The sequence below is a fragment of the Bradyrhizobium sp. SZCCHNGR1005 genome, assembly GCF_032489995.1.
Lineage (GTDB): Bacteria > Pseudomonadota > Alphaproteobacteria > Rhizobiales > Xanthobacteraceae > Bradyrhizobium.
The window spans coordinates 1,330,098-1,354,642 of record NZ_JAUEZC010000002.1; the positions used below are offsets into that span (position 1 = coordinate 1,330,098).

General features: G+C 64.0%; 29 protein-coding genes. 24 read left to right on the forward strand and 5 right to left on the reverse strand.

The genetic code is table 11. From position 1 onward, the window contains the following. Window positions 1-37: 37 nt before the first annotated feature. The 5 genes from QXZ85_RS12170 to QXZ85_RS12190 all read left to right on the forward strand — a co-directional run bounded on the left by QXZ85_RS12170 (window position 38) and on the right by QXZ85_RS12190 (window position 3,589). Window positions 38-457 (forward strand): cytidine deaminase, encoded by a 420-nt coding sequence (locus QXZ85_RS12170; RefSeq protein ID WP_315701628.1) that lies wholly within the window; start codon window positions 38-40, stop codon window positions 455-457. Then, entirely contained in the window at window positions 454-1,500 is a 1,047-nt protein-coding gene (ruvB, locus tag QXZ85_RS12175) for a Holliday junction branch migration DNA helicase RuvB (RefSeq protein ID WP_315701626.1), read from the forward strand. The genes QXZ85_RS12170 and ruvB overlap by 4 nt, the downstream gene beginning before the upstream one ends. 88 nt (window positions 1,501-1,588) lie before the next feature. Further along, window positions 1,589-2,512 (forward strand): metallophosphoesterase, encoded by a 924-nt coding sequence (locus QXZ85_RS12180; protein WP_315730145.1) that lies wholly within the window; start codon window positions 1,589-1,591, stop codon window positions 2,510-2,512. A 72-nt stretch (window positions 2,513-2,584) separates the two neighbouring features. Beyond that, a complete protein-coding gene (gene ybgC, locus QXZ85_RS12185; protein ID WP_315701622.1) occupies window positions 2,585-3,034 on the forward strand; it encodes a tol-pal system-associated acyl-CoA thioesterase in 450 nt (149 codons plus the stop codon). A gap of 87 nt (window positions 3,035-3,121) precedes the next feature. Next, entirely contained in the window at window positions 3,122-3,589 is a 468-nt protein-coding gene (locus QXZ85_RS12190) for a nuclear transport factor 2 family protein (RefSeq protein WP_315730144.1), read from the forward strand. Between the two features lie 48 nt (window positions 3,590-3,637). Here QXZ85_RS12190 and QXZ85_RS12195 read toward each other — a convergent pair whose 3' ends face one another. Further along, a complete protein-coding gene (locus QXZ85_RS12195) occupies window positions 3,638-4,282 on the reverse strand; it encodes a glutathione binding-like protein (RefSeq protein ID WP_315730143.1) in 645 nt (214 codons plus the stop codon). 89 nt (window positions 4,283-4,371) lie between these two features. Here QXZ85_RS12195 and QXZ85_RS12200 point away from each other — a divergent pair, with 89 nt between their 5' ends. Beyond that, window positions 4,372-5,031, forward strand: a complete 660-nt coding sequence (locus QXZ85_RS12200; RefSeq protein WP_315763137.1) for a TetR/AcrR family transcriptional regulator — start codon at window positions 4,372-4,374, stop codon at window positions 5,029-5,031. Window positions 5,032-5,190: 159 nt separating this feature from the next. Here QXZ85_RS12200 and QXZ85_RS12205 read toward each other — a convergent pair whose 3' ends face one another. Then, window positions 5,191-6,156 carry a glyoxylate/hydroxypyruvate reductase A gene (locus tag QXZ85_RS12205; protein ID WP_315701615.1) on the reverse strand — a complete coding sequence of 322 codons (966 nt, stop codon included), beginning with the start codon at window positions 6,154-6,156 and terminating at the stop codon, window positions 5,191-5,193. Between the two features lie 152 nt (window positions 6,157-6,308). On the opposite strand from QXZ85_RS12205, the gene QXZ85_RS12210 reads away from it, so the two are divergent. The 4 genes from QXZ85_RS12210 (at window position 6,309) to QXZ85_RS12225 (ending at window position 8,914) form a co-directional block, all read left to right on the forward strand. After that, window positions 6,309-6,677: a YciI family protein gene (locus QXZ85_RS12210; protein WP_315701613.1), complete on the forward strand. Its 369-nt coding sequence runs from the start codon at window positions 6,309-6,311 to the stop codon at window positions 6,675-6,677. Further along, on the forward strand, window positions 6,674-7,945 hold the full coding sequence (locus QXZ85_RS12215) for an RNA polymerase sigma factor (RefSeq protein WP_315767507.1): 1,272 nt from the start codon (window positions 6,674-6,676) through the stop codon (window positions 7,943-7,945). Before QXZ85_RS12210 ends, QXZ85_RS12215 begins: the two co-directional genes overlap by 4 nt. A 114-nt stretch (window positions 7,946-8,059) precedes the next feature. Beyond that, window positions 8,060-8,473, forward strand: coding sequence for a DoxX family protein (locus QXZ85_RS12220; RefSeq protein WP_315701611.1), 414 nt, complete (start codon window positions 8,060-8,062; stop codon window positions 8,471-8,473). 30 nt (window positions 8,474-8,503) lie between these two features. After that, a complete protein-coding gene (locus QXZ85_RS12225; RefSeq protein ID WP_315703102.1) occupies window positions 8,504-8,914 on the forward strand; it encodes a VOC family protein in 411 nt (136 codons plus the stop codon). Between the two features lie 5 nt (window positions 8,915-8,919). Here QXZ85_RS12225 and QXZ85_RS12230 read toward each other — a convergent pair whose 3' ends face one another. From QXZ85_RS12230 to QXZ85_RS12240, 3 genes are all read right to left on the reverse strand, one after another. Then, entirely contained in the window at window positions 8,920-9,366 is a 447-nt protein-coding gene (locus QXZ85_RS12230; RefSeq protein WP_315701610.1) for a hypothetical protein, read from the reverse strand. Between the two features lie 4 nt (window positions 9,367-9,370). Beyond that, window positions 9,371-10,153, reverse strand: a complete 783-nt coding sequence (locus QXZ85_RS12235; protein ID WP_315701609.1) for an SDR family oxidoreductase — start codon at window positions 10,151-10,153, stop codon at window positions 9,371-9,373. 788 nt (window positions 10,154-10,941) lie between these two features. Next, on the reverse strand, window positions 10,942-11,466 hold the full coding sequence (locus QXZ85_RS12240) for a helix-turn-helix domain-containing protein (protein WP_315701607.1): 525 nt from the start codon (window positions 11,464-11,466) through the stop codon (window positions 10,942-10,944). A 124-nt stretch (window positions 11,467-11,590) separates the two neighbouring features. Between QXZ85_RS12240 and QXZ85_RS12245 the strand changes: the two genes are divergently transcribed. The 14 genes from QXZ85_RS12245 to ybgF all read left to right on the forward strand — a co-directional run bounded on the left by QXZ85_RS12245 (window position 11,591) and on the right by ybgF (window position 24,500). Then, entirely contained in the window at window positions 11,591-11,839 is a 249-nt protein-coding gene (locus tag QXZ85_RS12245; protein ID WP_315763129.1) for a hypothetical protein, read from the forward strand. Window positions 11,840-12,024: 185 nt separating this feature from the next. Then, complete coding sequence (locus tag QXZ85_RS12250; protein WP_315701605.1) at window positions 12,025-12,438, forward strand: YciI family protein; 414 nt, start codon at window positions 12,025-12,027, stop codon at window positions 12,436-12,438. A gap of 35 nt (window positions 12,439-12,473) precedes the next feature. Then, on the forward strand, window positions 12,474-12,890 hold the full coding sequence (locus QXZ85_RS12255) for a YciI family protein (protein ID WP_315701604.1): 417 nt from the start codon (window positions 12,474-12,476) through the stop codon (window positions 12,888-12,890). A 33-nt stretch (window positions 12,891-12,923) separates the two neighbouring features. Beyond that, window positions 12,924-13,292, forward strand: a complete 369-nt coding sequence (locus QXZ85_RS12260) for a hypothetical protein (RefSeq protein ID WP_315701602.1) — start codon at window positions 12,924-12,926, stop codon at window positions 13,290-13,292. A 276-nt stretch (window positions 13,293-13,568) separates the two neighbouring features. Continuing rightward, window positions 13,569-14,276, forward strand: coding sequence for a TetR/AcrR family transcriptional regulator (locus QXZ85_RS12265; RefSeq protein WP_315701600.1), 708 nt, complete (start codon window positions 13,569-13,571; stop codon window positions 14,274-14,276). A gap of 119 nt (window positions 14,277-14,395) precedes the next feature. Continuing rightward, entirely contained in the window at window positions 14,396-14,881 is a 486-nt protein-coding gene (locus tag QXZ85_RS12270) for a DUF2852 domain-containing protein (protein ID WP_315767506.1), read from the forward strand. A 533-nt stretch (window positions 14,882-15,414) separates the two neighbouring features. Then, window positions 15,415-16,128, forward strand: coding sequence for a protein TolQ (gene tolQ / locus QXZ85_RS12275; RefSeq protein WP_315701597.1), 714 nt, complete (start codon window positions 15,415-15,417; stop codon window positions 16,126-16,128). A gap of 39 nt (window positions 16,129-16,167) precedes the next feature. After that, window positions 16,168-16,644, forward strand: a complete 477-nt coding sequence (locus QXZ85_RS12280) for a biopolymer transporter ExbD (protein ID WP_315701596.1) — start codon at window positions 16,168-16,170, stop codon at window positions 16,642-16,644. Further along, entirely contained in the window at window positions 16,641-17,675 is a 1,035-nt protein-coding gene (locus QXZ85_RS12285) for a protein TolA (RefSeq protein WP_315767505.1), read from the forward strand. The genes QXZ85_RS12280 and QXZ85_RS12285 overlap by 4 nt, the downstream gene beginning before the upstream one ends. 44 nt (window positions 17,676-17,719) lie before the next feature. Continuing rightward, a complete protein-coding gene (tolB, locus tag QXZ85_RS12290; protein ID WP_315767738.1) occupies window positions 17,720-19,030 on the forward strand; it encodes a Tol-Pal system beta propeller repeat protein TolB in 1,311 nt (436 codons plus the stop codon). A 226-nt stretch (window positions 19,031-19,256) separates the two neighbouring features. After that, entirely contained in the window at window positions 19,257-21,593 is a 2,337-nt protein-coding gene (locus tag QXZ85_RS12295) for a putative bifunctional diguanylate cyclase/phosphodiesterase (RefSeq protein WP_315767503.1), read from the forward strand. A 146-nt stretch (window positions 21,594-21,739) separates the two neighbouring features. Continuing rightward, window positions 21,740-22,465 (forward strand): N-acyl amino acid synthase FeeM domain-containing protein, encoded by a 726-nt coding sequence (locus QXZ85_RS12300; protein WP_315701589.1) that lies wholly within the window; start codon window positions 21,740-21,742, stop codon window positions 22,463-22,465. Between the two features lie 328 nt (window positions 22,466-22,793). Further along, a complete protein-coding gene (gene pal, locus QXZ85_RS12305; protein ID WP_315701587.1) occupies window positions 22,794-23,285 on the forward strand; it encodes a peptidoglycan-associated lipoprotein Pal in 492 nt (163 codons plus the stop codon). Window positions 23,286-23,456: 171 nt separating this feature from the next. After that, window positions 23,457-24,500 (forward strand): tol-pal system protein YbgF, encoded by a 1,044-nt coding sequence (ybgF, locus tag QXZ85_RS12310; RefSeq protein WP_315767501.1) that lies wholly within the window; start codon window positions 23,457-23,459, stop codon window positions 24,498-24,500. Window positions 24,501-24,545 lie beyond the last annotated feature (45 nt).

Here is a 24,545-nt window from a genome sequence, read left to right on the forward strand (position 1 = left end):
CGGCCAGTGCCGACCGATGAAGGACTTGATCCCGATCATGCTGAGTAAGGAAGACCAGGAACTGATCGACGCCGCGACCTCCGTGATCAGCGACCGCTATCGCAACGACTGGCAGGAAGTGGGCGCGGCGATGCGCACCCGCGACGGCCGCATCGTTACCGGCGTCAATATCGACGCCTATATCGGCCGCATCGCGGTCTGCGCCGAGGCGATCGCGATCGGCCGCGCCATTACCGAACATGGCGATCACGGTATCGAGACCATCGTCGCCGTGCGCCATCCCAAGCCGGACGAGCCCGGCAAGATCGCGGTGGTGTCGCCCTGCGGTATCTGTCGCGAGCTGATCCATGACTATGACGCCAAGGCGCGCGTGATCGTGCCTGACCAGGGTCGCGAGCCGAAGGTGACGAGCATCGGAGAGCTTCTGCCCAACAAGTACAAGCGCGGCAGCGAATGAAGCCGCCCGCCCGCATGGTCAGCCCGGAGCGCCGCTCCGACGATGTCGGGGACACCGCGCTGCGCCCGCAGCAATTGTCGGAATTCGTCGGGCAGCAGCAGGCGCGGGCCAATCTTTCGATTTTCATCGAAGCCGCGCGCAAGCGCGGCGAGGCGCTGGACCATGTGTTGTTCGTCGGTCCGCCGGGTCTCGGCAAGACCACGCTGGCGCAGATCGTCGCGCGCGAGCTCGGCGTCGGCTTTCGTGCAACTTCGGGCCCAGTGATCGCAAAAGCCGGTGATCTCGCCGCGCTGCTCACCAATCTCGAAGAGCGCGACGTGTTGTTCATCGACGAGATCCATCGGTTGAGCCCCGCGGTGGAGGAGGTGCTCTATCCCGCGATGGAGGACTTCCAACTCGATCTCATCATCGGCGAAGGTCCGGCTGCGCGCTCGGTGAAGATCGATCTGGCGAAATTCACGCTGGTCGGCGCCACCACCCGCGCCGGGCTTCTGACCAATCCGTTGCGCGATCGCTTCGGCATTCCGATCCGGCTCAACTTCTACACCGTCGAGGAGCTGGAAAGGATCGTCACCCGCGGCGCCCGCGTGCTGGAAGTCGGCATGACGGCCGATGGCGCCAACGAGATCGCCCGCCGTGCCCGCGGCACCCCGCGTATCGCCGGCCGGCTGCTCCGCCGTGTCCGGGATTTCGCGTCCGCCGCCAATGCCGATGCGATCGATCGCGCCATTGCGGACCATGCACTGAGCGCGCTGGAGGTCGACGCCGCCGGGCTCGACGCCATGGACCGCCGCTATCTTTCGACCATCGCGCTGAACTATGGCGGCGGTCCGGTCGGCGTCGAGACCATGGCGGCCGCGCTGTCCGAGCCGCGCGATGCGATCGAGGACATCATCGAGCCTTACCTGATCCAATGCGGTTATCTGCAAAGGACGCCGCGCGGCCGGCTGCTCACCTCGCACGCGTTCCGGCATCTTGGCCTCGCCGAGCCCAACCGCGATCCGGCGCAGTTCGGATTGTTCGGCAGTGATGCGGATGATTAACGAAACTGCTGAGAATCTGCAAAAGCGCACCCAAAATCGGCTTTAATCCCTGCGCACAAGATCGCGCAGGGATCATGGTTCATAAGTCATGCTGACACGTCGACGTTTCCTGCAATTCTCCGGTGCGTTCGCGGCCTCCGGAGTTTCCACGACGGCCTATGGCGTCGGTGTCGAACCCCTGGTCCGGCTGCAGGTCGCGGACTATCACGTCCAGCCGGCACGCTGGCCCGAGCGCCTGCAGCTCAAGATCGCCGCGATCGCCGACCTCCATGCCTGCGATCCCTGGATGTCGCTGGCTCACATCGAGGAGATCGTCGCGCGCACCAACTCGCTGCACCCGGACATCATCGTCATGCTCGGCGATTATGTCGCCGGTCATCGGCACATCATCCAGCGTATCGAAGCGCCCGCATGGGCCTCCGTACTGGCCGGCCTGAAGGCGCCGCTTGGCGTTCACGCCATCCTCGGCAATCATGATTATTGGGACGATCACGAGGTGCAGCGCGCCGGCCGCGGACCGACGGTCGCACGGCGCGCGCTGGAAGCGATTGGAATTCCCGTCTACGAGAACGATGCCGTGCGGCTCGTCAAGGACGGCCAACCGTTCTGGCTTGCTGGCCTCGGCGATCAATTGGCCTACATGCCGGCACGCCGCTTTCGTCCCGTGAACCGGATCGGCGTCGACGATCTCGCAACCACGCTCAGGAAGGTGACCGACGATGCGCCGATCGTCCTGCTCGCCCACGAGCCGGACATTGCCGCGCACGTGCCGCAGCGGGTTTCGTTGCAGCTGTCGGGTCACACACATGGCGGCCAGGTGAGGCTGCTCGGCTGGGCGCCGATCGTCCCCTCCCGCTACGGCAACAAGCTCGCCTACGGCCACACGCAGATGGCCTGCGACGTGGTCGTGTCCGGAGGGCTCGGTTGCAGCATCATGCCGGTTCGCATCGGCGTGCCGCCGGAGATCGTCCAGGTGACGGTCGGTGGCACTCCGCCGGACACCGTGTCCTAGCGCGTCCCAGCGCTTGCGCTTGCCGCTCGATTTGCGCAAAACGAGCCTTTGCTCGGCAACCGAGGGCATCCGGTGACATATTCTCATCTTGACGGCGAGATCCGCGACGGCCGTCATCATATGCAGGTGCGCGTCTACTACGAAGATACGGACTTTTCCGGCATCGTCTATCACGCCAACTATCTGCGCTTCATGGAGCGCGGGCGCACCAATCACCTGCGGCTGATGGGCGCGGAGCAGCACGCGCTGTTTGCACAGGCCGAAAGCGAGGCGCCGGGATTTGCCTTCGTCGTGCGTTCGATGGCACTCGACTATCTCAAGCCGGCGCGGATGGACGACGTGCTCGACATCGTGACCTGGCCGGTCGCGGTGAAGGGCGCTTCCATCACCCTGGCGCAGGAGGTCCGCCGCGTCGATGAGGTTCTGGTCAAAGCCGAGGTGCGGGTCGCCTTCATCAGCGAGGGACGGGCGCATCCGATTCCGAAGGCGCTGCGCGAGCTCTTGAAGGCCGATATCATTTAGCAATGGTGCGATCAGAAATGCGCCATCGACTCGCACCGCTTCGGCGCTAGAGTGCCGGCTCCTTCGGCTGACGATCACGAGGTCCCGATGTCGCGCCCGCCATTTCCGCCGTTCACGAAAGAGACTGCGATCCAGAAAGTCCGGATGGCGGAAGACGCCTGGAATTCGCGCGATCCGGAGCGGGTTTCGCTGGCCTATACCGAGGACAGCCGCTGGCGCAATCGCAGCGAGTTTCTTCAGGGGCGGCCGGCCATCGTCGCGTTCCTGACCCGCAAATGGCAGAAGGAGCTGGACTACCGCCTGATCAAGGACCTCTGGGCCTTCGACGGCAACCGCATCGCGGTGCGCTTTCAATACGAGTGGCACGATGCCGACGGGCAGTGGCATCGCTCCTACGGCAACGAGCAGTGGGAATTCGATGTGCAAGGCCTGATGCAGCGGCGCGAGGCCAGCATCAACGACATCGCGATCGCCGAGGCGGATCGCCGCTTTCACTGGGCTGCGCCGGGGCCGCGGCCGGCCGACGTGCCGGGCCTGAACGAAGACCCGTTCTGACGATCCGCGCCGCCGCGGCAAAAGTCGGGGCGGCGCGATCGACATCATTCAGGCCGCTGCCTTGTGGCGGGCGATCTCGGCCTTGTACAGCTCGAACTCCTCGGCGATCGCCTTCGCGATCGATGGCCGCGCGCGCAGCCGCTCGTAATAGGCTTTCACGGCCGGCCATTTTGCCAGCTCGATCGGCGGCGTCGCCATGGTCCAGTTGATCACCGTCACCAGATAAGCGTCGGCCACGCTGAAATGGTCAAGCAAATAGTCGCGCCCTTTCAGATAGGTCTCGAGATAATCGAGGCGCGAGAGGTTCTTCTTCAACACATGCGCCTTCATCTCCTCCGGCGCGGTCTTGTCCAGCATCGGAATGAACAGGCCCTTGTGCAGCTCGGTGCCGATGAAGCAGAGCCACTGATGCAGTCGGCTGCGATCCATGCCGGGCGAGGTGCCAAGATGAGCGTCGGGGAAATGATCGGCGACATATTGCAGGATCGCCGCATTCTCGGTGAGCACCTGACCGTCATCGGTGCGCAGGGTTGGGACCAGACCGAGCGGATTGATGGCGCGGAAATTCGATCCATCCTTCAGCACGACCTTGGTCTTCGGATCGACCTCGATGAAGCTCGCAGGCGCGCCGGCCTCATAAAGCGCGATGCGGGTGGCGAGCGAGCAGGCGAGTGGCGAGAAATAGAGATCCATGGACGCCTCCATAAGCTCCAGACCGGAGCTGTTATTGATTTTTATACTGTTCTGCATAATATGGATGTCGTCAAGGAATTTATTGCGATATGGTACAAAAAAGAAAAGGTGGCTCCGATCCGGCTCCGCCAAGCGAGCCCGTCGCCACGAAGCGCCGCGGCCGGCCGCGCGCCTATGAGCCGGACGTCGCGCTTGGCAAGGCGCTGGATCTGTTTCGGCAGAGCGGCTTCGCCGCGACTTCGCTTGATGATCTCTCCGCCGCGACCGGGATGAACCGGCCGAGCCTCTACGGCGCCTTCGGCGACAAGCGCGAGCTCTATATGAAGAGCTATCAGCGCTATCGCGACGAGGCCCGTGCCAAAATGGCGGAGATCTTCCGCAACGACTGGCCGGTGCGAAAGCAGCTCGAACGCATCTATGCCAGCGCCCTCGATATCTATTTGTCGGGCGAGGAGGGGCCGCGCGGCTGCTTCACGGTGATGACGGCAGGCTCGGAGGCGGTGGCCGATCCTGCTATCCGGGCGATGGTGCAGGATGCGCTGAGTGAGCTCGACAAGGCTTTCACCGTTTGCTTTCGCAGTGCCCTGGAGAAGGGTGAGCTGCCCGAGCGCGCCGATCCGGTCGTGCTGGCGCAGCTTGCCTCGGCGACGATCCACACGCTCGCCGTCCGCGCTCGTGCCGGCGCGCCGCGCAAGGAGCTGGACGCGATCGTGAAGGGGGCGATCGACGTGATGCTGGGCAAGGGCTAGCCAGCCTGTCGTTCCGGCGAACGCCGGGACCCAGACCGCGCGATGTCGCTGTGGGATGCGACTGCAACGACCAGCTCGCGCCATCATGATGGACTGTGGTTATGGGTCCCCGCTTTCGCGGGGACGATGATCATGGGCATCGGTAAGCCTCGATGGACATCAGTATCCCCGCGTCCGATCCACCACATTCTGCAGCGCGTTGCCGGCTTCGAAGCGCGCGATCTGCTCGGCGACGTAGCGCGAGATGGCGTCGGCATCGGTATCGGCCGCGTTGTGCGGCGTCAGCACCACCTTGGGATGGGTCCAGAAGCGGCTGCCGGCGGGCAGCGGCTCCTGCGCGAACACGTCGAGCGAGACGGCGCCAAGCGTGCCGTCGTCGAGGCAGGCGAGGATATCGTCCTCATTCTGCAGGCCGCCGCGGCCGGCATTGATCAGGACCGGTGCGCCGAGCGGGCTGGCGCGGTTGAGCTTTTCAAACAGGCTGCGGTTCAGAATGTGCCGCGTGTCCGGCGTCAGCGGCAGCAGCGATACCAGAATGTCGGTTCGCGAAAGAAACCCATCGAGCTGCTCCGCGCCATGGAAACAGTCGATGCCATCGATCCGCTTTGCGCTGCGGCTCCAGCCGGCCACGCGGAAGCCGAGCCGCTTCAAGACATCGGCCGCGTCGGCGCCGAGTGTGCCGAGCCCCATGATGCCGACGCCGATCGCAGAGGCCGGCCATTGATAGTGGGGCGCCCAGCGCTTCACGCGCTGTGAGTCCCGCAAGTACAGCTCCTGGCGATGATGCATCAGCACATGCAGCGCGACATATTCGGTCATGCGCGCGGTCAGGTCATCGACCGCAACCCGGACCAGCGGCACAGCCGGCAATGTCGTGTCGGCCATCAGCGCGTCGACGCCGGCGCCGAGATTGAAGATCACGCGCAGGTTCGGAAAGGCGGCCAGCTCGCCGGGAACGGGCTTCCACACCGCGGCGTAGTGCACCTCGGCCGGATCGAGACCGGCATCGGGCAGCAGCACGACGTGGCGGTCGCCGCAGACCTCGTCGAAACGTGTTTTCCAGCGCTGCGGCGACCAATTGTCGGTGCCGCCGTGGATCAGAAGCGCCAGCGCGCCTTTGCTCATCCTATCGTCCTTCTTGGTGTGTGGAAAAATCGGTGACGGGTCCGACCGCGGCGCGCGACCGCTTTCCGCAGGGAACCCGGCAAAATTTCTTCGCTGATGTGTCGGCTGAAGGCATACTGCACCGTCTTAAGAACAAATGGAGACGCCTTCAGATGCTGTATGCCCTGCTTTGCTATCACGACGAGGATTTCGTCGGCTCCTGGAGCAAGGAGCAGGACGCCGCGGTCATGGCCAAGCTCGCCGTGGTGCAAGAGAAGCTCGCCAAGCAGGGCCGGCTCGGGCCGGTGGCGCGGCTGTTGCCGACCACGGCGGCTGCGACCTTGCGCAAGGAGGATCCGCCGCTGGTGATCGACGGTCCTTATGCCGAAACCAAGGAGCAGCTGCTCGGCTTCTATATCATCGACTGCAAGAACCTCGACGAGGCGCTCGAGGTCGCGCGCGAGCTCGGGCAGGCCAATCCCGGCGGCGCCTACGAGATCCGTCCGGTCGGCATGTTTGCGCCGGGAGGTGTCCTGAAATGACCGACACGGCCTGGATCGATGCGGCACTAACATCGGCGCGTCCCCAGGCCGTCGGCGCGTTGTTGCGCTATTTCCGCGATCTGGATACGGCGGAGGAGGCCTTTCAGAACGCGTGCCTGCGCGCGCTGAAGAGCTGGCCGGAACACGGGCCGCCGCGCGATCCGGCTGCGTGGCTGATCATGGTCGGCCGCAACGCGGCCATCGATGAGGTCCGGCGCGGCCGGCGGCAGCAGCCGCTGCCGGCCGATGAGGCGATCTCCGATCTCGACGATGCGGAAGCCGAGCTCGCCGAACGGCTCGATGGTTCGCACTACCGCGACGACATCCTGCGGCTCCTGTTCATCTGCTGCCACAAGGAGCTGCCGGCGACCCAGCAGATTGCGCTGGCGCTGCGCGTGGTCTCCGGCCTCACGGTGAAGCAGATCGCTCGCGCCTTCCTGGTCGGCGAGGCGGCCATGGAGCAGCGGATCACGCGGGCGAAAGCGCGCGTGGCGCAGGCCAATGTGCCGTTCGAGACGCCGGGCCCCATCGAGCGCAGCGAGCGGCTCGCGGCCGTTGCGGCGATGATCTATCTGATCTTCAACGAAGGCTACACGGTGAGCGGAGAGACGGCCGACATCCGCAGGCCGCTCTGCGAAGAGGCGATCCGGCTGGCGCGGCTGTTGCTGCGGCTGTTTCCGAGCGAGCCGGAGATCATGGGGCTGATGGCGCTGCTGTTGCTGCAGCATGCGCGCTCGGCCGCGCGGTTCGCAGCCGACGGCACGCTGATCCTGCTGGAGGATCAGGATCGCTCGTTGTGGAACCAGCCGATGATCGCGGAGGGCATGGCCCTGATCGACAAGGCCATGCGTCATCACCGCAGCGGGCCATACTTGATTCAAGCTGCGATCGCGGCCCTGCATGCCCAGGCCGCGACGCCGGAGCAAACCGAATGGGCCCAGATCGACCTGCTTTACGGCGCGCTGGAACTGGTGCAGCCCTCGCCGGTGGTGACGCTCAATCGCGCCGTTGCCGTGTCGAAGGCTCGCGGTCCGCAAGCGGCGCTCGAGATGATCGAGCCTCTGGCCGAACGGCTGCAGAACTACTTCTATTTCTACGGCGTCCGCGGCGCGCTCTTGATGCAGCTTGGACGCAATCAGGAGGCGCGAACGTCGTTCGATCGCGCCATCGCGCTGGCGCACAGCCCGGCCGAAGCCGCCCATATCCGCATGCAGCTCGACCGCCTGATGCGCGACTGCGCGCAGGAGCAGGCCACGGCCGGCCGGTGAACCCGCCCTGGCATGCGCGCAGGGCTGCGGCTCTGAGATAAATTTCTCGCCCGAGCTGTCGTCCGTCGCCATCCCCGTTCGTCCTAGGAACAAAGCAGCACGATGGAGCGGAACATGTCGACGGTCACGCTGGATCAGCCGGTTTCGAAAGCCGAATTGTGGAGCGGCCGGGTTCTCAGCGGCCTGGTCATCCTGTTCATGCTGTTCGACGGCGCGATCAAGCTGTTGCCATTGTCTGTTGTCACAGAAACGATGGAGCGGATAGGTTATGGCTCCAGCGAGGCGATGGCGCGATCGCTCGGCGTCATCACGATCGCCTGTACAGTGCTGTACGCGATCCCCCCGACCTCGATGGTGGGAGCCATCCTGCTCACCGGGTATCTTGGCGGCGCCATCGCTGCGCATGTCCGCATCGGCAGCCCGCTGTTCAGCCATGTGCTGTTCGGGCTCTATCTTGGGCTGATGGTGTGGGGCGGCCTTTGGCTCCGCGACCGGCATCTCCGCGCGCTGCTGCCGTGGCAGCGCTGACGATTGAACGAGTTCACCAAGGAGGAAGCGATGCTCAATCCCTATCTGAACTTCGATGGCAACTGCGAAGAAGCGTTCAAACATTACGAGAAGGTGCTCGGCGCCAAAGTCCAGGCGCTGTTCCGCAACGCGGACGCACCGCCCGAGATGCCGTATCCACCCGAGCGCAAGGACAAGATCATGCACGGCTCGATCACGATCGATGGCCAGGTGCTGATGGCCTCCGATGTGCCGCCGGAATATTTCCAGAAGCCGCAGGGTTTCGCGGTGTCGCTGACCGTCAAGGATCCTGTGGAAGCCGAGCAGAAATTCGCAAGCCTGGTGGAAGGCGGCTCGGTCACGATGCCGTTCGGCAAGACCTTCTGGTCGAAGGGTTTCGGCATGGGCTTTGATCGCTTCGGCATCCCCTGGATGATCAACTGCCCGGCCGAAGGCTACTGATCGCGTTAGCGGCACGTCGGGTATATCGCCTTCAGCTCGCGTCCGCGCAGCAACAGAAGCCGCGACGTCAATCCGCCGCGGCGTTCGATCCAGGCGCGGACTGCGTTCGGATAAGCCTTGAGCACGATCTTCGATGCCTCGGGCTCGGAGAAGGTGTGGCCGCGGGGATCGACCGAGCGCGCGGCGTGAAAGCCGAGCACGGCACGGCGGGTCACGCAAATGCGGTTCTGCGGCACCACGCTCAGGACCAGCGTGCAGGCCGACAGGCACGGGCCGTCGATCACGACGCGCTCGCCGGAATCGCGCACCTTTTCGAACAGGTCGAGAAACGGCCCGACCTCTCCGCCGGGGCTGGCGAGGATGCGGACGTCGGCCCGCGCCAGCACCGAGGCGATGGCCCATAGTGCGACCGCAAGAACGAGGGTCAGGATGATGCGGGTCCAGCTGAACATGATCTCATCCGTTCTGTCCCCCGCCTCGCAAGGCCGGCAAGCCGATCCCGGCGGCATCGAACCCGCCGTCCACGGCGAGAACCTGGCCGGTGATGTAACTGGAGCGGTCGCAGCTCAGGAAGAAAATAGCCTCCGCCAATTCCTCTTCAAGGCCGTAGCGGTTGAGCGGAATGGCGTCGTGATATCCGGCACGGATATCGGGCGTATGCACGGCCTTGGCCATCGCGGTGTCCACGGGGCCCGGCGCGACCGCGTTGACGCGGATGCCGGCGGACGCGAGCTCGACGGCGAGCTGCTTGGTGAGATGCGCGAGCCCGGCCTTGCTGGTGCCGTAGGCCGAGCGCAGGGTGGAGGCGCGCACCGCAGAGATCGACGTGATATTGACGATCGTGCCGCCCTGTTCGCGCAGCAGCGGCACAGCGGCCTTGGTGCAGAGAAACGGGCCGGTCAGATTGACCGCCAATATGCGATGCCAGTCGTCGTCCGAGGTCTCCATCAGCGGCGCGAATTGGGCGATCCCGGCATTGTTGACCAGCGCGTCGAGCCGGCCGAAACGTCGAGCCAGCCGCACGAAGGCGCGAGTCACCATCGCCGGGTCCGCAACGTCGCAATGCAGCGCCAAGGCCGCATCAGGACGTTCGAGTTGTGTTGCTGCGTCCTGGAGCAATTGCTCCTCGATGTCGAGCAATGCCACCCGCCAGCCCTCGCGGAGGAAGCGCTTGGCGGTCGCAAGCCCGATGCCGCGCGCGGCTCCGGTGACGAGGGCTACTTTTTCGGAAGACGTCATCGCTGTCAGCTACTCCGGCCGGGTCTTCCGGCGCCATCTGGCGCGATCCTAGCACAAGGTCCGGGCGGCCGCTGCAGCGAAGCTGCATCGAGATGAACGACCGCCTTCTCGCGGCGCGATTTGCGTCCGAGCTTTGCCACGTCAATCGCCCTCAAGATAGCGAGGGCGCAGGGAAGGCCGAGTGTTTAGCCAACACCCATGGCCCGCCTGCAACAAAGAAAGCAGGCGGCAGTCACCACAGGTATGGCCGCACACCGGCCTTCCCTGCGCGATGGTTTTAACGCTTATACGCGCTCTCCTCGGGGACCGGCGTTCTTGCCCCCGTCATCGGCGCGATGCGCAGCATCGTCGCCAACTTGACACCAGCACCGGGATGCCAGGACCACGCGATTTCGCGTCCGCCGCCATATCAGTCGTCTTGCGCAATAGCGCCGGATATGAGGACGGCCACCGCATCCCGCGCTCAACGTTCGTGACGATCGCGAAGCGCCCCTCTCATGAGCACGGGACGCACCAAACATCGTTCTGATTTGCCCGACATGACAAGGCGAACAGCATGCGACATGTTGGCACGACGGGCAATCTGCGCAAGGCGCCCATCTCTCTCCGTCATTGCGAGGAGCGCAGACGACGAAGCAATCCAGAAATGGTCCTGGCCTCAAGTCTGGATTGCTTCCGCCTTCGCTCTTTGAGCTTCGGCGAACATGTCGCTTCGCTCGCAATGACGGCATTGTCTGATATCTGCGGCCCCTCATGTCCGATCAAATTCAGTTTCGCTCTGATAGTCCTCACCCCTTGGCCTTCTTCTTCGCCAGCACCTTCTCATAGCCGGCTTGCTCATAAGCGGCTTGCAGGCGCTCGCCGACGCTCGGGCCGGTTTTGCGCCTCGGTTTGCGGCCCAGGTGAATCTCGCGCAGCTCGTCCATTAACTCGGCCCACAGCTTCGGGCCGCCCTCGGTCAGGAGCTTGGCGCGGATGCCGAGCTCTTCGGTGACCGGCAGATACTTATAACCCCAGCCGGCCATCTGCGCGAGGACCGGCAACAGCTCGATGCCCTGCTCGGTCAGCGAATAGATCCCCTTTTGCTTATGCGTCGGGTCATCCTCGCGCGTGATGATGCCGGCCTCGAGCAGCGTCTTCAGGCGGTCGGCCAGGATGTTGGATGAGATGCCTTCTTCGGACTTGCCGAGCAGCTCGCGAAAATGCCGGCGGTTGCCGAACATGATGTCGCGGATGATCAGAAGGCTCCATTTGTCGCCGAGCACTTCCAGCGAAAGATTGATCGGGCAGCCGGAGCGTTGTGCGTCGGTCATTGGGCATTCCAGTCAGGGGCATTCCAGTCAGGCTTCGTCGAGGTAAAAACCGCTTGCAATATTGCATCGGTTTCGGCAGTCTACAACCAGTTGCAAAATGCAAGCGGTATGGGAAGGCGACGGGTTGGCCAGGTTGATCATGTGGGACCTGATGACGTTGGACGGATTCGTGGAAGGACCGGGACGCGACATCACCTGGCACAATGACGTCTGCGGTGAGGAGCTCGAACGGCTCTCGCTCAGGCAATTGCACGGGGCCGGTGGGCTTCTGTTCGGTCGCGTCACTTATGAGCTGATGGCCGGCTACAGGCCGACCGCGAGCGGCGAGATCGCGGACTTCATGAATTCGGCGCCGAAATATGTCTTCTCGTGATCCTGAACTACGTTCCGCAGCTCTAGGAGGGGCCATGTCGCTCACGCGGGGCGGGAACGCGGGCCAGCCTGCGACGCAATGACCTCCGAAATAATTTCCTCCCCGATGTCGGTGCCGTAAGGGCCGGTTCGTCTTTGTGGTGAGGCCGGGGTGATCCCGGCGGCAGCGGACCGGGGAGAGCGACGATGCGGTTCATGGTGATCGTGAAAGCCACCAAGGATTCGGAAGCCGGCATCTTGCCGAGCACCGAGGAGTTTGCGGCGATGGGCAGGTTCAACGAAGAACTGGTGAAGGCGGGCATGATGGAAGCCGGCGAGGGGCTGCATCCGACCGCCAAGGGCGCACGGATCGATTTCTCGGGCGATCAAGTCCAGGTGACGCGAGGACCGTTCGAACTCTCGCGCGATCTGACCGCGGGCTTCTGGATCCTCAAGGCCATGTCGCTCGACGAGGTGATCGAGCAGATGAAGCGGGCGCCGTTCCCGAGCGGCGAGATCGAGATTCGGCAGGTCTATGCGGCGGAGGATTTCGGCGAGGCCCTGACGCCGGAACTGCGTGCCCAGGAGGAACGGCTGCGCGCGAGGGCCGCCAACGGCTGATCGGACAGGACGATCCAGGAGAGGAGCAGGCAAAGATGCGATTCATGATGCTGATGATTCCGCTCGGCTATGAGAATGCGCCACCGGACGTGAAGCTCGATCCGGAGCGGGTCACTGCGATGATGCGCTACAACCAGGATCTGCAGGATGCCGGCGTGCTGATCACGCTGGACGGGCTGCATCCGCTGTCGATGGGCGCGCGGGTCTCCTTTGCCGCCGGCAAGCCGGTGGTGACCGACGGTCCGTTCGCCGAAGCCAAGGAGGTGCTCGGCGGCTATTGGATGATCGAGGTCGCCTCGCGGGACGAGGCGATCGCATGGGCCACGAAATGCCCGGCCTCCGACGACGAGATCATCGAGATCCGCCAGGTCCAGGAACTGACGGATTTTTCCGAAGACGTGCAGAAGGCCGCGGCCGGGTTCGACGATCTGCCGCGCGCCGGCCGTTGTTAATCCAGCAGATCGAACAAGCAGAGGGAAGAACCGATGAGCGACAACAGCAACACCTATCTCGCCGTGTTTCTTGGCAGCAGGACCAGTCCGCAATGGAAGGCCTGGGAGGCGCTGTCCGAAACCGATCGGAAGGCGAAAGAGCAGCAGGGCATGGCCGCCTGGCACACCTGGGTCGACAAGCACAAGGACGCGATCGTCGGCATGGGCGGTCCGCTCGGCAAGACCAAGCGGGTCGCCAAGGACGGGATCGCCGACATCAGCAACGAGATGGGTGCGTTCACGACGGTTCGCGCCGCCTCGCATGAGGCAGCGGCGAAGATGTTCGAGAACCATCCTCATTTTGCGATCTTCCCGGGCGAGCGGGTCGAGATCATGCCGGTGCTGCCGATCCCCGGCGGTTAGGACAGAGTGGCTCTGGAGAGGCTCCCATCGTGCGGCGCGGGCGGTGCGTTCCCTCCCCCCTTGCGGGGGAGGGTCGGGGAGGGGGTACTCCATCCACAGTGTCCGGTGTGGACCCCCGCCCCCAACCCCTCCCCGCAAGGGGGAGGGGAGTCCACGGCCTCCGGTGTTGGAGATCGCGCCCTGTCGGCTGTTCACCCCGCTGTCGCTTAAGCGCGGGACATCTCCGTGTGAAAGTTTCTGGCCTCCGGCCGTTCCGCTCATGTAAAAGCCATTCACATGAGCTGGCGCAAGGAAGAGCGCCGCGCCGAGCGCGGCTATCATCACGGCAACCTCAAGGAGGCGCTGCTGCAGGCGGCGCTCGACCTGATCGCGCAGAAGGGCGCCGCCGGCTTCACCTTTGCCGACGCCGCGCGGATGGCGGGCGTCAGCCCCGCTGCGCCCTATCGCCATTTCCGCGACCGCGACGAGCTCCTGACCAGCATCGCCCAGCGCGGCTTCGAGCAGTTCGAGAGCCAGCTCACGGCGGCCTGGGACGACGGGCGGCCCGATCCGGTCACCGCATTCGAGCGGGTCGGCAAGGCTTACCTCGCCTTCGCGCGCGAGGAGCCGGCCTTCTATTCGGCGATGTTCGAATCCGGTGTGCCGGCCGATTCCACGCCCGGCCTCATGGCTGCCGGCGAGCGTGCATTCGGCGTTCTGCGCGCGGCCGCGGAACGGCTTACGGCATTGGCGCCGGCGGGCATCCCGCGTCCGCCCGCAATGATGATGGCGCTGCACATCTGGTCGATGGCCCATGGCATCGCCTCGCTGTTCGGGCGCGGCGATGCGGCGCGCCGCAAGCTGCCGATGTCGCCGGAGGAGCTGCTCGAAGCCGAACTCCTGATCTATCTGCGTGGCCTCGGTTTCCCCGGCGATCGCCGCGCCGCGCCGCCTCCTCTGCCCGAGGACGAGCGGCCGTCGGGACCGTGGGGCCGGGCGAAATAATCTTTCAAAAATAATTCGGGCGGCGCGTCAGGTGGTCGCCTTGACAAAATCCCGGGTTGAGCTAGCTATGTAAATGTTATTTACATTCACAGCGGCGTGACGCCGTGATGGAGATGCAGATGGCCTACAGCGCAGATGTCAATCGATGGCGCGGCCCCGACGAGGACCAGTACCGGCGACCCCACATGATGGGGTCGCCCTGGCATCCCGGCTGGATCGCTGTGACCATCCTCGGCTTCATCATTTGGTGGCCGATCGGACTTGCCCTTCTCTTTTTCACACTCGGGAGCAGAAAGATGGCGTGCTGGAACGGCGGCGATCGCTGGCAGAGCAAGATGGAACGGATGCAGTGGAAGATGGAGCGGATGCGCGACAAGATGGAGCGCCGCGGCTTCGGTTTCGGCTTCACTCCGGCCTCGAGCGGCAACCGCGCCTTCGATGAATACCGCATGGAGACGCTGCAGCGGCTCGAGGAGGAGCAGCAGGAATTCAAGGAATTCCTGAGCCGGCTGCGCCATGCCAAGGACAAGGAGGAGTTCGACGCCTTCATGGCCCAGCACCGCCAGCGTCCGACCCCGCCGAACGACCAGCCGCAGCAGGGCTGACGACCTCCGCGACATCGCGCCTCAGGTTGATCCAGCCCCAAACCTGACGGCTCACAAGACGCCCGTCTGCCTCGGCAGGCGGGCGTTTTGCATGGGTGGCTGTGAAGCCGGCGTCGCGCCGCGGCCTTGCGCGCCCAGATGCCGAGCTTGTGATCGCGCCGTGACTATAACGGGTTGCGTTGCCTCAGCTTTCACCCTTGAAACGCACGCGCGGTAACTCCGCCTTAACCACCGGCGGGGTTTGGTGACCCCCGAGTAAAGTCGCGCAAGCAGCCCTTGTTTTGACATTTTGGCGGGAGAAGGAGGCCAGAAGGCTTCGGCGGGCCTCCCAAGCGACCAAGACAGGGTTTCATCGCGTAGGCGCTTTACCGCCGCGACGGCAGCGGCCATGAAACCTGCCAGCTGCCTGTTCCCGGAATACCTGCAGCACGCGTTTGCAAGACGGGGCTTGCAACACGGGATTTGGAACGATCAAGGCTTTGAGGTTCGAGATTTGGAACATCAAGGCTTGGACACTTGAGAGGATACTGCCAATGAATCCGGCCGACGTCGGTCAGTCCGCCCTCCCGGTCGTCTCGGGCGACGTCTCGCTGATCGCGCTGTTCTGGCAGGCGCATTGGGTGGTGAAATGCGTCATGCTTGGCCTCATCACCTGCTCGGTCTGGGTCTGGGCGATCGCCATCGACAAGGTCTTTCTCTATTCGCGGACGCGCCGGGCGATGGATCGCTTCGAACAGGCGTTCTGGTCCGGTGAATCGATCGAGGAACTCTATCGCGCGCTCTCCGCCAAGCCGACGCATTCGATGGCGGCCTGCTTCGTGGCCGCGATGCGCGAATGGAAGCGCTCCTTCGAGGGCCATGCGCGCTCCTTCGGCGGGCTGCAGATGCGGATCGAAAAAGTGATGAACGTCTCGATCACGCGCGAGGTGGAGCGGTTGGAGCGCCGGCTGCTGGTGCTCGCCACGGTCGGTTCTGCCGGCCCCTTCGTCGGCCTGTTCGGCACCGTCTGGGGCATCATGTCGAGCTTTCAGTCGATTGCGGCCTCGAAGAACACCTCGCTCGCGGTGGTCGCGCCCGGCATCGCCGAGGCGCTGTTTGCCACCGCCATCGGCCTGATCGCCGCCATTCCCGCGACCATTTTTTACAATAAATTCACATCGGAGGTGAACCGGCAGGCCCAGCGGCTCGAAGGCTTTGCGGATGAATTTTCCGCCATCCTGTCGCGTCAGATCGACGAGCGGGGATGAGGACGGGTATAGTGCGGCACGGATGGTGAGCGCCACGACATGGGCATGAGCATGGGAAGCGCGTCCGGCGGCGGTGGCCGTCGTGGCCGGCGCAACAAGGCTGTCATGGCGGAGATCAACGTCACGCCCATGGTCGACGTGATGCTGGTGCTGCTGATCATCTTCATGGTCGCAGCACCACTCCTGACCGTGAACATCCAGGTCGACCTGCCGCAGGCGCAAGGCGGCTCCGCCTCGACCGCGGACGCCAAGCCGCCGCTCGAAGTCACCGTGAAGCGGACCAGCGGCGGCTGCCAGTCCAAGGTCGACGTCTATCTCGGCGACACCCAGATCGCGCTCAACGAGCTCGAGCCGAAGATCAAGGCGATCAAGGACGCCAATGCCGGCGGCGAGAACGTCGTCAAGATCCGCGGCGATCGCGACGCCTGCTATGCCGACATGATGAAGGTGCTGGGCATGGCGCGTGACGCCGGCTACCGCGCCAGCATTGTGGTGATTCCGGACCAGGGCTCATGACGGTTTCCGACCTCGTCAGTTTTGTGCGGACGCGCAAGGGCACGGTGCTCTCCGTGCTTCTGCATCTGTTCGTGCTCGGCTGGGGTCTGTTCAGCTTCTCGGCGCGCTCGATGGTGCCGCCGCCCGAGGATCTCGTACCGGTGGACGTGATCTCGGAGGAAAGCACCAAGTCGAAGCTCGGCTCGCGTGAAGGCAAGAAGGAGCATCCGAAGCCGCTCGCGGACAAGATCGGCGAGTCCAAGCCGTCCGATGACATCGTCGGCAAGGTCGATTCCAAGCCGGTGACCGAGACGGATTCCGCACCGACGCCGCAACCCAAGCCGGACAAACCCGTCGAAAAGAAGCCCGATCCACCCAAGCCGGTCGAGAAGAAGCCTGATCCGCCCAAGCCGGTGGTCGAGAAGAAACCAGATCCGCCGAAGCCCGTCGCGCAGGACAAGCCGAAGCCGGAGGACAAGAAGCCCGATCCGTTCAACCCCGATCAGATCGCGAGCATGCTGAACAAGGACAAGGCCAAGCAGCCGCCGAAGCAGCAGCAGGCGCAAGCCGCGCAGCCGGAGCCGCCGAAGCACAAGAGCGAGCGCAAGTTCGATTACGAGAAGATCGCAGAGGCGATCAATCAGAAGGATCCGACCCGACGCGCGGTCACCGGCACCGAATTGAATGCCAATGCAGCGCTCGGTACTGCCACAGGCAACGCTGCTGCAAACGTCGCGAGCTGGCAGATCGCTTTTCAGGAGGCGGTCGGCCGCTGCTTCAATACGCCCTTCAATGGCGTGGATGAGGACAAGATCGAGGTCGACATCGACATTCAGATGCGCCCCGACGGATCGCTCGCCGCTGTTCCGACGGTCGTCGGCATGAGAGCGCCGACCAAGGCAGTCGGACTGGCGATGGCCGAGAGCGCCAAACGCGCGGTCGAGAATTGTCAGCCCTACGCATTTCTGCCGAAAGACCGGTACAGCGACTGGAAGCTGATACCGACGACATTTAACCTCAAAATGATGAATTCGATGCGAGGCCGAACTTGACCACACCTCCGAGGAGTAAAGCCGGACTGATCACGCGGCGCCAAATGGTGGCGGGCGTGGGAGCCGCATGCGCGGCGCTTGGCATCGGACCCGCGCTCGCGCAGGCGCCGCAAGGGCGACTGTCGATCGTTCCGGGAGGCGAGTTCAAGCCGATCCCGATCGCGATCCCGCCTTTCGTGCCGGGCGGGCCGGGCGATGCCGATGTCGCCAACGGCATCTCGCAGGTCATCACCAACAACCTGAAGCGCAGCGGGCTTTTTGCGCCCGTCGATCCCGCAGCTTTCGTCGAACGGATCACCAACTTCGAGGCGCCGCCGCAATTCGCGAGCTGGAAGCCTCTCAACATCCAGGGACTGGTGACCGGGCGGGCCACTCGCCAATCGGACGGAAGGCTCAAGGCCGAGTTCCGTCTCTGGGACGTCAATTCCGGGCAGCAGCTCACGGGCGCGCAATATGTCACCGCGCCGGAATATTGGCGGCGCATCGCCCATATCATCTCCGACCAGATCTATACGCAGATGACCGGCGAGAAGGGCTATTTCGACAGCCGTGTCGTGTTCGTCGACGAGAGCGGCCCGTCCGAGCGCCGCGTCAAGCGGCTCGCGCTGATGGATCAGGACGGCGCCAATGTGCGCTACCTGACGCGCGGCGCCGACCTCGTGCTGACGCCGCGCTTCTCGCCGTCGACCCAGGAAATCACCTACATGGAATTCGGGCAGGGCGACCCGAAGGTCTATCTGTTCAATATCGAGACCGGCCAGCGCGAGATCGTCGGCAATTTCCCCGGCATGTCGTTCTCGCCGCGCTTCTCGCCGGACGGTCAGCGCATCATCATGAGCCTGCAGCAGGGCGGCAATTCCAACCTGTTCGTGATGGATCTGCGCTCGCGCACCACCACGCGGCTCACCGATACGCCGGCGATCGATACTTCGCCTTGCTACTCGCCCGATGGCAGCCAGCTCTGCTTCGAGTCCGATCGCGGCGGCAAGCCGCAGATCTATGTCATGCCGGCCGGTGGCGGCAACGCGCAGCGCATCTCCTTCGGCGACGGCACCTACTCGACGCCGGTGTGGTCGCCACGCGGCGACTACATCGCCTTCACCAAGCAGGGCGGCGGCCAGTTCGCGATCGGCGTCATCAAGCCGGACGGCTCGGGTGAGCGCATCCTCACGGCGGGTTTCCACAATGAGGGGCCGACCTTTGCACCGAACGGTCGCGTGCTGATGTTCTTCCGCGATCCCGGCGGCAATGCGGGCCCGTCGCTGTATTCGATCGACATCTCCGGCCGCAACGAATTGAAGGTGCCCACCCCGGGCTATGCCTCGGACCCGGCCTGGTCCCCCCTGTTGTCCTGAGGGATGGCAGGCCTTCATCGAGAAACGCATGTCCGCGTGTGTCGACAACTCGATACACGCATCGGTGTCATGGTGCCGGTGCCGGGTAAGCCTTGCCTACTTCATTGACTTACTGAGCGGTTTTGCGCGTTACGCGGCTGCTGCAAGCTTCCGCTAACGATATTCGCTCAGAAAGGCTTCACCTGACACCAGTAATACTACGCGCGAACGGGACACGCGCGGCCGAATGCAGCTTGCAAGTCAGAACGGATATGCGGACCAGAGGATGTCGCCCGCGATTCACGCGGCGCTGATCAATTCTCTGTTCCAGGACCCCGGTCCGATGTTCGCCGGCGCGCTCTGCGCTGCGATTGCGGCCATCATGACCGCCGTCAAGAGCGGCGACCTTTATCTCTGGCCGTGTGCCGCTCTGCTGATCATCGTCGGCGCGTTGCGCTCGCTCGACATGCGCCATTACCGGCGGCTGCGCGACGCCAATCAGCTGTCGCAACCCGCAACCGCGCGCTGGGAAATGCGCTACCAGATCGGCGCGATGGCCTACGCATTGGTGCTCGGGGTGTGGAGCCTGGCAGCGGTGCTCGACAGTCGCGACCCCGTGGTCCATTTGATCGCGATTACCGTCACCCTCTGCTACATGTCCGCTGGCGCCGGCCGGACCTATGGACGTCCCTGGATATTCCATGTCCAGATCCTGCTGGCCTGTGGACCGCTGACTGTCGCGCTGATGCTGGACGGCAGCCCATACTACCTGGGCATGGCTGTGTTCTGCGTGCTGTTCTTCCTCTCGCTGAAGCATATCTCGACCAATCTGCAGAAGATGTTCGTGCAGGCCTTCGTCGCCCGGGAGGGCGAGACGGCGCTGGCCAACCAGTTCGATACGGCGCTCAACAACATGCCGCACGGCCTGTGCATGTTCGGCGCCGATGGCCGGCTCGCCGTCATGAACTACCGCTTCTGCCAGATGGCGGGCCTGCCGGACGATATCATCCACAGCGGCGCCAGCGCCTCCGACATCGTCGGAGCGTGCGTCAGCGCCGGCTCGATCTCGGCGGTCAACGGCACGATCATTCTGGCGCAGATCGAGCACACCAAGGCCCACAACATCGTCACCACCGATTCGGACGGCAGACGCAACCGCTCGCTGTCCTGGACCTTCCAGCCGATGGACGGCGGCGGCGCCGTGGTGTTGCTCGAAGACGTGACGGAGCGCCGCCAGGCCGAAGCGCGGATCACCCATCTGGCGCGGTACGACGAACTGACTGCGTTGCCGAACCGCGTCAGTTTCCGCGACGAGATCGAGCGTCTGCTCACCATTCGCCAGCAGGACGGCCAGCTCTCGGCGCTATTGTTCGTCGATCTGGACCAGTTCAAACAGGTCAACGACACGCTCGGGCATCCGTGCGGCGACCAGCTGCTGTGTGCGGTGTCGCAGCGGCTGCGCGACATGCTGCGGCCTGAGGATTTCGTCGCCCGCTTCGGCGGCGACGAATTCGTCGTGTTCCAGCGCAACATCCGTTCCAACGACGATGCCGCGACCTTGGCGCGGCGCATCGTCGACCATTTGAGCGAGCGCTACAAGATCGACAATCACCTGGTCGAGATCGGTGCCAGCATCGGCATCGCGATGACGACGCCGGGCATCAGCGCGGATACGCTGTTGAAGAACGCCGACATGGCGCTGTATCGCGCCAAGGCCGATGGGCGCGGCACTTTCTGTTTCTTCCGCGACGAACTGGCCCAGACGGTGGAAGCGCGGCGCACGCTCGAGCTCGACCTGCGCAAGGCGCTGGCCAACGAGGAGTTCGAGCTGTTCTATCAGCCGCTCGTCAGTCTCAAATCCGGCAAGATCTCGACCTGCGAGGCGCTGCTGCGCTGGAATCATCCGGTGCGTGGCACCGTCTCCCCGGTCGACATCATTCCGGTCGCCGAGGACATGGGGCTGATCGTCGATCTCGGGCGCTGGATCTTGCGCAAGGCGTGTCTGGAATGCGTGAAATGGCCGGAAACGGTCAGCGTCGCAGTCAATTTCTCGCCGCAGCAGTTTCACCAGCGCGATGTGCTGAGCGAGGTGCGCTACGCGCTGGAGATCTCGGGCCTGCCGCCGCATCGCCTGGAAATCGAGATCACCGAGTCCTCGTTGCTGCGCAACACGCAGCTGACCCACGACGTGCTCTCCCAGCTGCATGCGATCGGCGTTCGGATTTCGCTCGACGATTTCGGCACTGGCTATTCCAGCCTGAGCTATCTGCACAACTTCCCACTGCAGAAGGTCAAGATCGATCGCTCCTTCCTCGAAGGCATCGACAGCGATCGGCCGCTGACCTTGTTGCGCGGGGTGGCGCGGCTATCAGCCGATCTCGGCATGTCGGTGGTGGTCGAAGGGATCGAGACCAACGAGCAGCTCGAACTCATCAGCGTCGACGGTACCGTGAGCGAGGCGCAGGGCTATCTGTTCAGCCGGCCCGTGCCGGCCATTCGCATCCGCCAGCTCCTCAACGCTTCGCATGGCCGCCAATCGGACAGCGATCCTTTCCTCGCCGTCGGCGGCCGCTCCCTCGGCTGAGACTCAAAGGCACCAATCACATCGGTTGTATTGCGCAAGACCTGCACTCCATTAACTCTACATCCCTGAAATCTTTGCATCCCCGTTAACGAGCCGTTAAGCTTCTTTCGGTTCGCGTAAGAGTTTGTGGTGTAAAGAGGTTTCCTATGAAGTCTGCGGCTGGAGCTGCCGCTGATGCTCTGGAACGGAAGGCGGATCCGCTCGAGAACGTCGATTACCGACTGGCTGTAACCCCGGAAGACAAGGATCGAATTTACCGCCTCCGCTATAATGCCTATCTGCGTGAAGGGGCGATCCTGCCGTCCGAGAGCGGGCGCGTCACGGACGAGTACGACGATCTTCCGAACAGCTTCATCTTTGGGGTCTACGTCGACGATGAACTGTACAGCTCGATTCGCATCAGCGTTCTGACCCCGGACTGGCGCGACTCCCTCTCGGCCGGCATGTTCTCCGACCTGATCTATCCGGAGCTCGATCGCGGCAAGGTGATCATCGATCCGACGCGATTCGTCGCAGACCACGAGAAGGCACGCCGTTTTCCGGCTCTGCCCTACGTCACGGTGCGTCTCGGCTATGTCGCCTGCGCCCACTTCAACGCCGACATTGGCCTTGCCAACGTCCGACCTGAGCATCGGGCGTTCTATCGCAAAGTGTTTCTCCAGGAGCCTTGGGGCGAGCCGAGACTCTATTCCGGCCTGACCAAGCCCGTCGGATTGGTCGCCGCGCACTATCCCTCGATCCGCGATCGGGTCTTTCAGCGTTTCCCCTTCATGCGATCGAGCGCGTTCGAGCGGCGCGTGCTGTTCGAGCGCTCGGGCGATGACGCTTTTGCCCGTTCGTTCAGGATTCGCCCGGCCGCGATTGCGGGCTGACCGGCGCGCCATCGGTCCGGTTCTTTGGGCTGCATGCTCAAAATGCCTACCAAAAGGGCACTAATGTAAGCGGCGGAACGCCAGATCCGTCGCCGGGCCGCGTTTTGTTGCGGAAATCCCGACTGGAACGTCCGCATTTCCGGCTGCCGGACTCTTGCCTTCACCCTGGCGCCACATTTACAACGCATTAACCAACGCAGTCGCTTTTGGCGGTTCCTTGGCTTTTGACCCAGTCCGGCAAGACCTCGTCAAGGTTGACGGAACGTTCGCTTAACCATCGCCCTGTAGACCGGACGACAGTCTAGAACGTGAGCGTGGAGGCTCCGGAATGAAATATCAGATGCGTATCCTCCAGGGATTGAAGCTGGCCGCCGTACTCGCGGTCGCGCTGTCGATGGGCGCCTGCGCCAACAAGAATCTCGGCGGTGCCGACGCCATGGCGAGTGCCGCGACCCCGGGCAGCCAGCAGGACTTCGTCGTGAACGTCGGCGACCGCGTGTTCTTCGAGAGCGACCAGACGGACCTCACGCCGCAGGCGACCGCGACTCTCGACAAGCAGGCGCAATGGCTGCAGACCTATTCGCGCTATTCGTTCACGATCGAAGGTCATGCCGACGAACGCGGTACCCGCGAATACAACATTGCGCTCGGCGCCCGCCGCGCCCAGTCGGTCCGCAACTATCTTGCCTCGCGCGGCATCGACCCGAGCCGCATGCGCACGATTTCCTATGGCAAGGAGCGCCCGGTCGCGGTCTGCAACGACATCTCCTGCTGGTCGCAGAACCGCCGCGCCGTCACGGTCCTGAACGCCAGTTCATAAGCCTGAACGACATTCCGAGAATGCAAGCCGGCGTCTGCTGTGGACGCCGGCTTAGTTCGTTACGGGGCGTGTTTTTCGCTCGAACGTCATTTGTCTGAAAGCCATTTTTGCAGTAAGTGCCTCGCGCAAACGGGCGCGTTCTGGTGGCGCCGATCCGGTCGTCAGGGCAACATGTCATCGAAAACTCTTCAAGGAAGCGCAGCTGCAGCGGTCGCTGCATTTGTGATGCTATCGTCGCAGCTATTGCCGTCGCAGGCCTTCGCGCAGGCCGATGAAGATCCGGAGGTTCGCATCGAGCGGCTGGAGAATCAGCTGCGGCAGCTCACGGGTCAGAACGAGGAACTGCAGTATCGTAATCGCCAGCTGGAGGAGCGGCTGCGGCAGCTCCAGGGTGGGGTGCCGGGAGCGCCCGGCGCGCCGGCGGCGTCGGCACAGCCGAGCCCCGCTTATGGTCAGCCAGCGCAGCCGGCCTATGCCCAGCCGGCCCAACCGCAATATGGCGGCCAGCCGCAGACCTATTCCCAGCAGCCTGGTTATGGCCAACCGCAAGGTGCTGCGCCTGCGCCGATCGCGCAGGATTCGGCTGCGAACGGAGGCGGGCGGCGACGCGGCGACGCGTTCGATCCGGGCCAAAATCCCGGTGCACCAGGCGCACCGCAGGCGCTCGGCGGCGGTCAGTTGCCGATCCAACCCGGCGGCGGCGCGCCCTCCGGACGCCCGGTCGGCGAGCCGATGGACCTCGCCAACACCCCGGGCCGCTATCCGCAAGGCGCGCCGCCGGCCGCGGCGGCTGGTCCAAGAGCGGGCGGTCTCGACACCGCGCCGCCGACGCAGTCGCCGCGCGACGAATACGACCTCGGCATCGGTTATATGCAGCGCAAAGACTATGCGTTGGCAGAGCAGACCATGCGCAATTTCGGCCAGAAATATCCGAACGATCCGATGGTCGGCGATTCGCAATATTGGCTCGGCGAGAGCTTCTTCCAGCGGCAGCAATATCGAGAGGCCGCGGAGGTCTTCCTGGCGGTGACCACGAAATATGAGAAATCGGGGAAGGCGCCGGATGCGTTGCTCAGGCTCGGCCAGTCGCTGGCCGCGCTGAAGGAGAAGGAGGCCGCCTGCGCGGCCTTCGGCGAGGTGACCCGCAAATATCCGCGGGCGTCCGCCGGCGTGAAGGCTGCGGTCGATCGTGAGCAGAAGAAGGTGAAGTGCTGAAGACAGCTCGCGCGTAGGCGCGCTGGCGGCGTTCGCCGGGACGAC

What these genes read in the sequence shown, in the direction of transcription:
- QXZ85_RS12295 (WP_315767503.1), top strand. Translation starts at nt 19,257, where the DNA reads ATGCAGCTTGCAAGTCAGAACGGATATGCGGACCAGAGGATGTCGCCC.
- QXZ85_RS12205 (WP_315701615.1), bottom strand. Translation starts at nt 6,156, where the DNA reads ATGAGCAAAGGCGCGCTGGCGCTTCTGATCCACGGCGGCACCGACAAT.
- tolQ (WP_315701597.1), top strand. Translation starts at nt 15,415, where the DNA reads ATGAATCCGGCCGACGTCGGTCAGTCCGCCCTCCCGGTCGTCTCGGGC.
- QXZ85_RS12215 (WP_315767507.1), top strand. Translation starts at nt 6,674, where the DNA reads ATGACCGACACGGCCTGGATCGATGCGGCACTAACATCGGCGCGTCCC.
- QXZ85_RS12180 (WP_315730145.1), top strand. Translation starts at nt 1,589, where the DNA reads ATGCTGACACGTCGACGTTTCCTGCAATTCTCCGGTGCGTTCGCGGCC.
- QXZ85_RS12235 (WP_315701609.1), bottom strand. Translation starts at nt 10,153, where the DNA reads ATGACGTCTTCCGAAAAAGTAGCCCTCGTCACCGGAGCCGCGCGCGGC.
- QXZ85_RS12210 (WP_315701613.1), top strand. Translation starts at nt 6,309, where the DNA reads ATGCTGTATGCCCTGCTTTGCTATCACGACGAGGATTTCGTCGGCTCC.
- QXZ85_RS12285 (WP_315767505.1), top strand. Translation starts at nt 16,641, where the DNA reads ATGACGGTTTCCGACCTCGTCAGTTTTGTGCGGACGCGCAAGGGCACG.
- QXZ85_RS12265 (WP_315701600.1), top strand. Translation starts at nt 13,569, where the DNA reads ATGAGCTGGCGCAAGGAAGAGCGCCGCGCCGAGCGCGGCTATCATCAC.
- tolB (WP_315767738.1), top strand. Translation starts at nt 17,720, where the DNA reads ATGGTGGCGGGCGTGGGAGCCGCATGCGCGGCGCTTGGCATCGGACCC.
- pal (WP_315701587.1), top strand. Translation starts at nt 22,794, where the DNA reads ATGAAATATCAGATGCGTATCCTCCAGGGATTGAAGCTGGCCGCCGTA.
- QXZ85_RS12280 (WP_315701596.1), top strand. Translation starts at nt 16,168, where the DNA reads ATGGGCATGAGCATGGGAAGCGCGTCCGGCGGCGGTGGCCGTCGTGGC.
- QXZ85_RS12250 (WP_315701605.1), top strand. Translation starts at nt 12,025, where the DNA reads ATGCGGTTCATGGTGATCGTGAAAGCCACCAAGGATTCGGAAGCCGGC.
- QXZ85_RS12270 (WP_315767506.1), top strand. Translation starts at nt 14,396, where the DNA reads ATGGCCTACAGCGCAGATGTCAATCGATGGCGCGGCCCCGACGAGGAC.
- QXZ85_RS12240 (WP_315701607.1), bottom strand. Translation starts at nt 11,466, where the DNA reads ATGACCGACGCACAACGCTCCGGCTGCCCGATCAATCTTTCGCTGGAA.
- QXZ85_RS12195 (WP_315730143.1), bottom strand. Translation starts at nt 4,282, where the DNA reads ATGGATCTCTATTTCTCGCCACTCGCCTGCTCGCTCGCCACCCGCATC.
- QXZ85_RS12220 (WP_315701611.1), top strand. Translation starts at nt 8,060, where the DNA reads ATGTCGACGGTCACGCTGGATCAGCCGGTTTCGAAAGCCGAATTGTGG.
- QXZ85_RS12255 (WP_315701604.1), top strand. Translation starts at nt 12,474, where the DNA reads ATGCGATTCATGATGCTGATGATTCCGCTCGGCTATGAGAATGCGCCA.
- QXZ85_RS12200 (WP_315763137.1), top strand. Translation starts at nt 4,372, where the DNA reads ATGGTACAAAAAAGAAAAGGTGGCTCCGATCCGGCTCCGCCAAGCGAG.
- QXZ85_RS12170 (WP_315701628.1), top strand. Translation starts at nt 38, where the DNA reads ATGCTGAGTAAGGAAGACCAGGAACTGATCGACGCCGCGACCTCCGTG.
- QXZ85_RS12225 (WP_315703102.1), top strand. Translation starts at nt 8,504, where the DNA reads ATGCTCAATCCCTATCTGAACTTCGATGGCAACTGCGAAGAAGCGTTC.
- QXZ85_RS12230 (WP_315701610.1), bottom strand. Translation starts at nt 9,366, where the DNA reads ATGTTCAGCTGGACCCGCATCATCCTGACCCTCGTTCTTGCGGTCGCA.
- QXZ85_RS12190 (WP_315730144.1), top strand. Translation starts at nt 3,122, where the DNA reads ATGTCGCGCCCGCCATTTCCGCCGTTCACGAAAGAGACTGCGATCCAG.
- QXZ85_RS12300 (WP_315701589.1), top strand. Translation starts at nt 21,740, where the DNA reads ATGAAGTCTGCGGCTGGAGCTGCCGCTGATGCTCTGGAACGGAAGGCG.
- ruvB (WP_315701626.1), top strand. Translation starts at nt 454, where the DNA reads ATGAAGCCGCCCGCCCGCATGGTCAGCCCGGAGCGCCGCTCCGACGAT.
- QXZ85_RS12260 (WP_315701602.1), top strand. Translation starts at nt 12,924, where the DNA reads ATGAGCGACAACAGCAACACCTATCTCGCCGTGTTTCTTGGCAGCAGG.
- ybgF (WP_315767501.1), top strand. Translation starts at nt 23,457, where the DNA reads ATGTCATCGAAAACTCTTCAAGGAAGCGCAGCTGCAGCGGTCGCTGCA.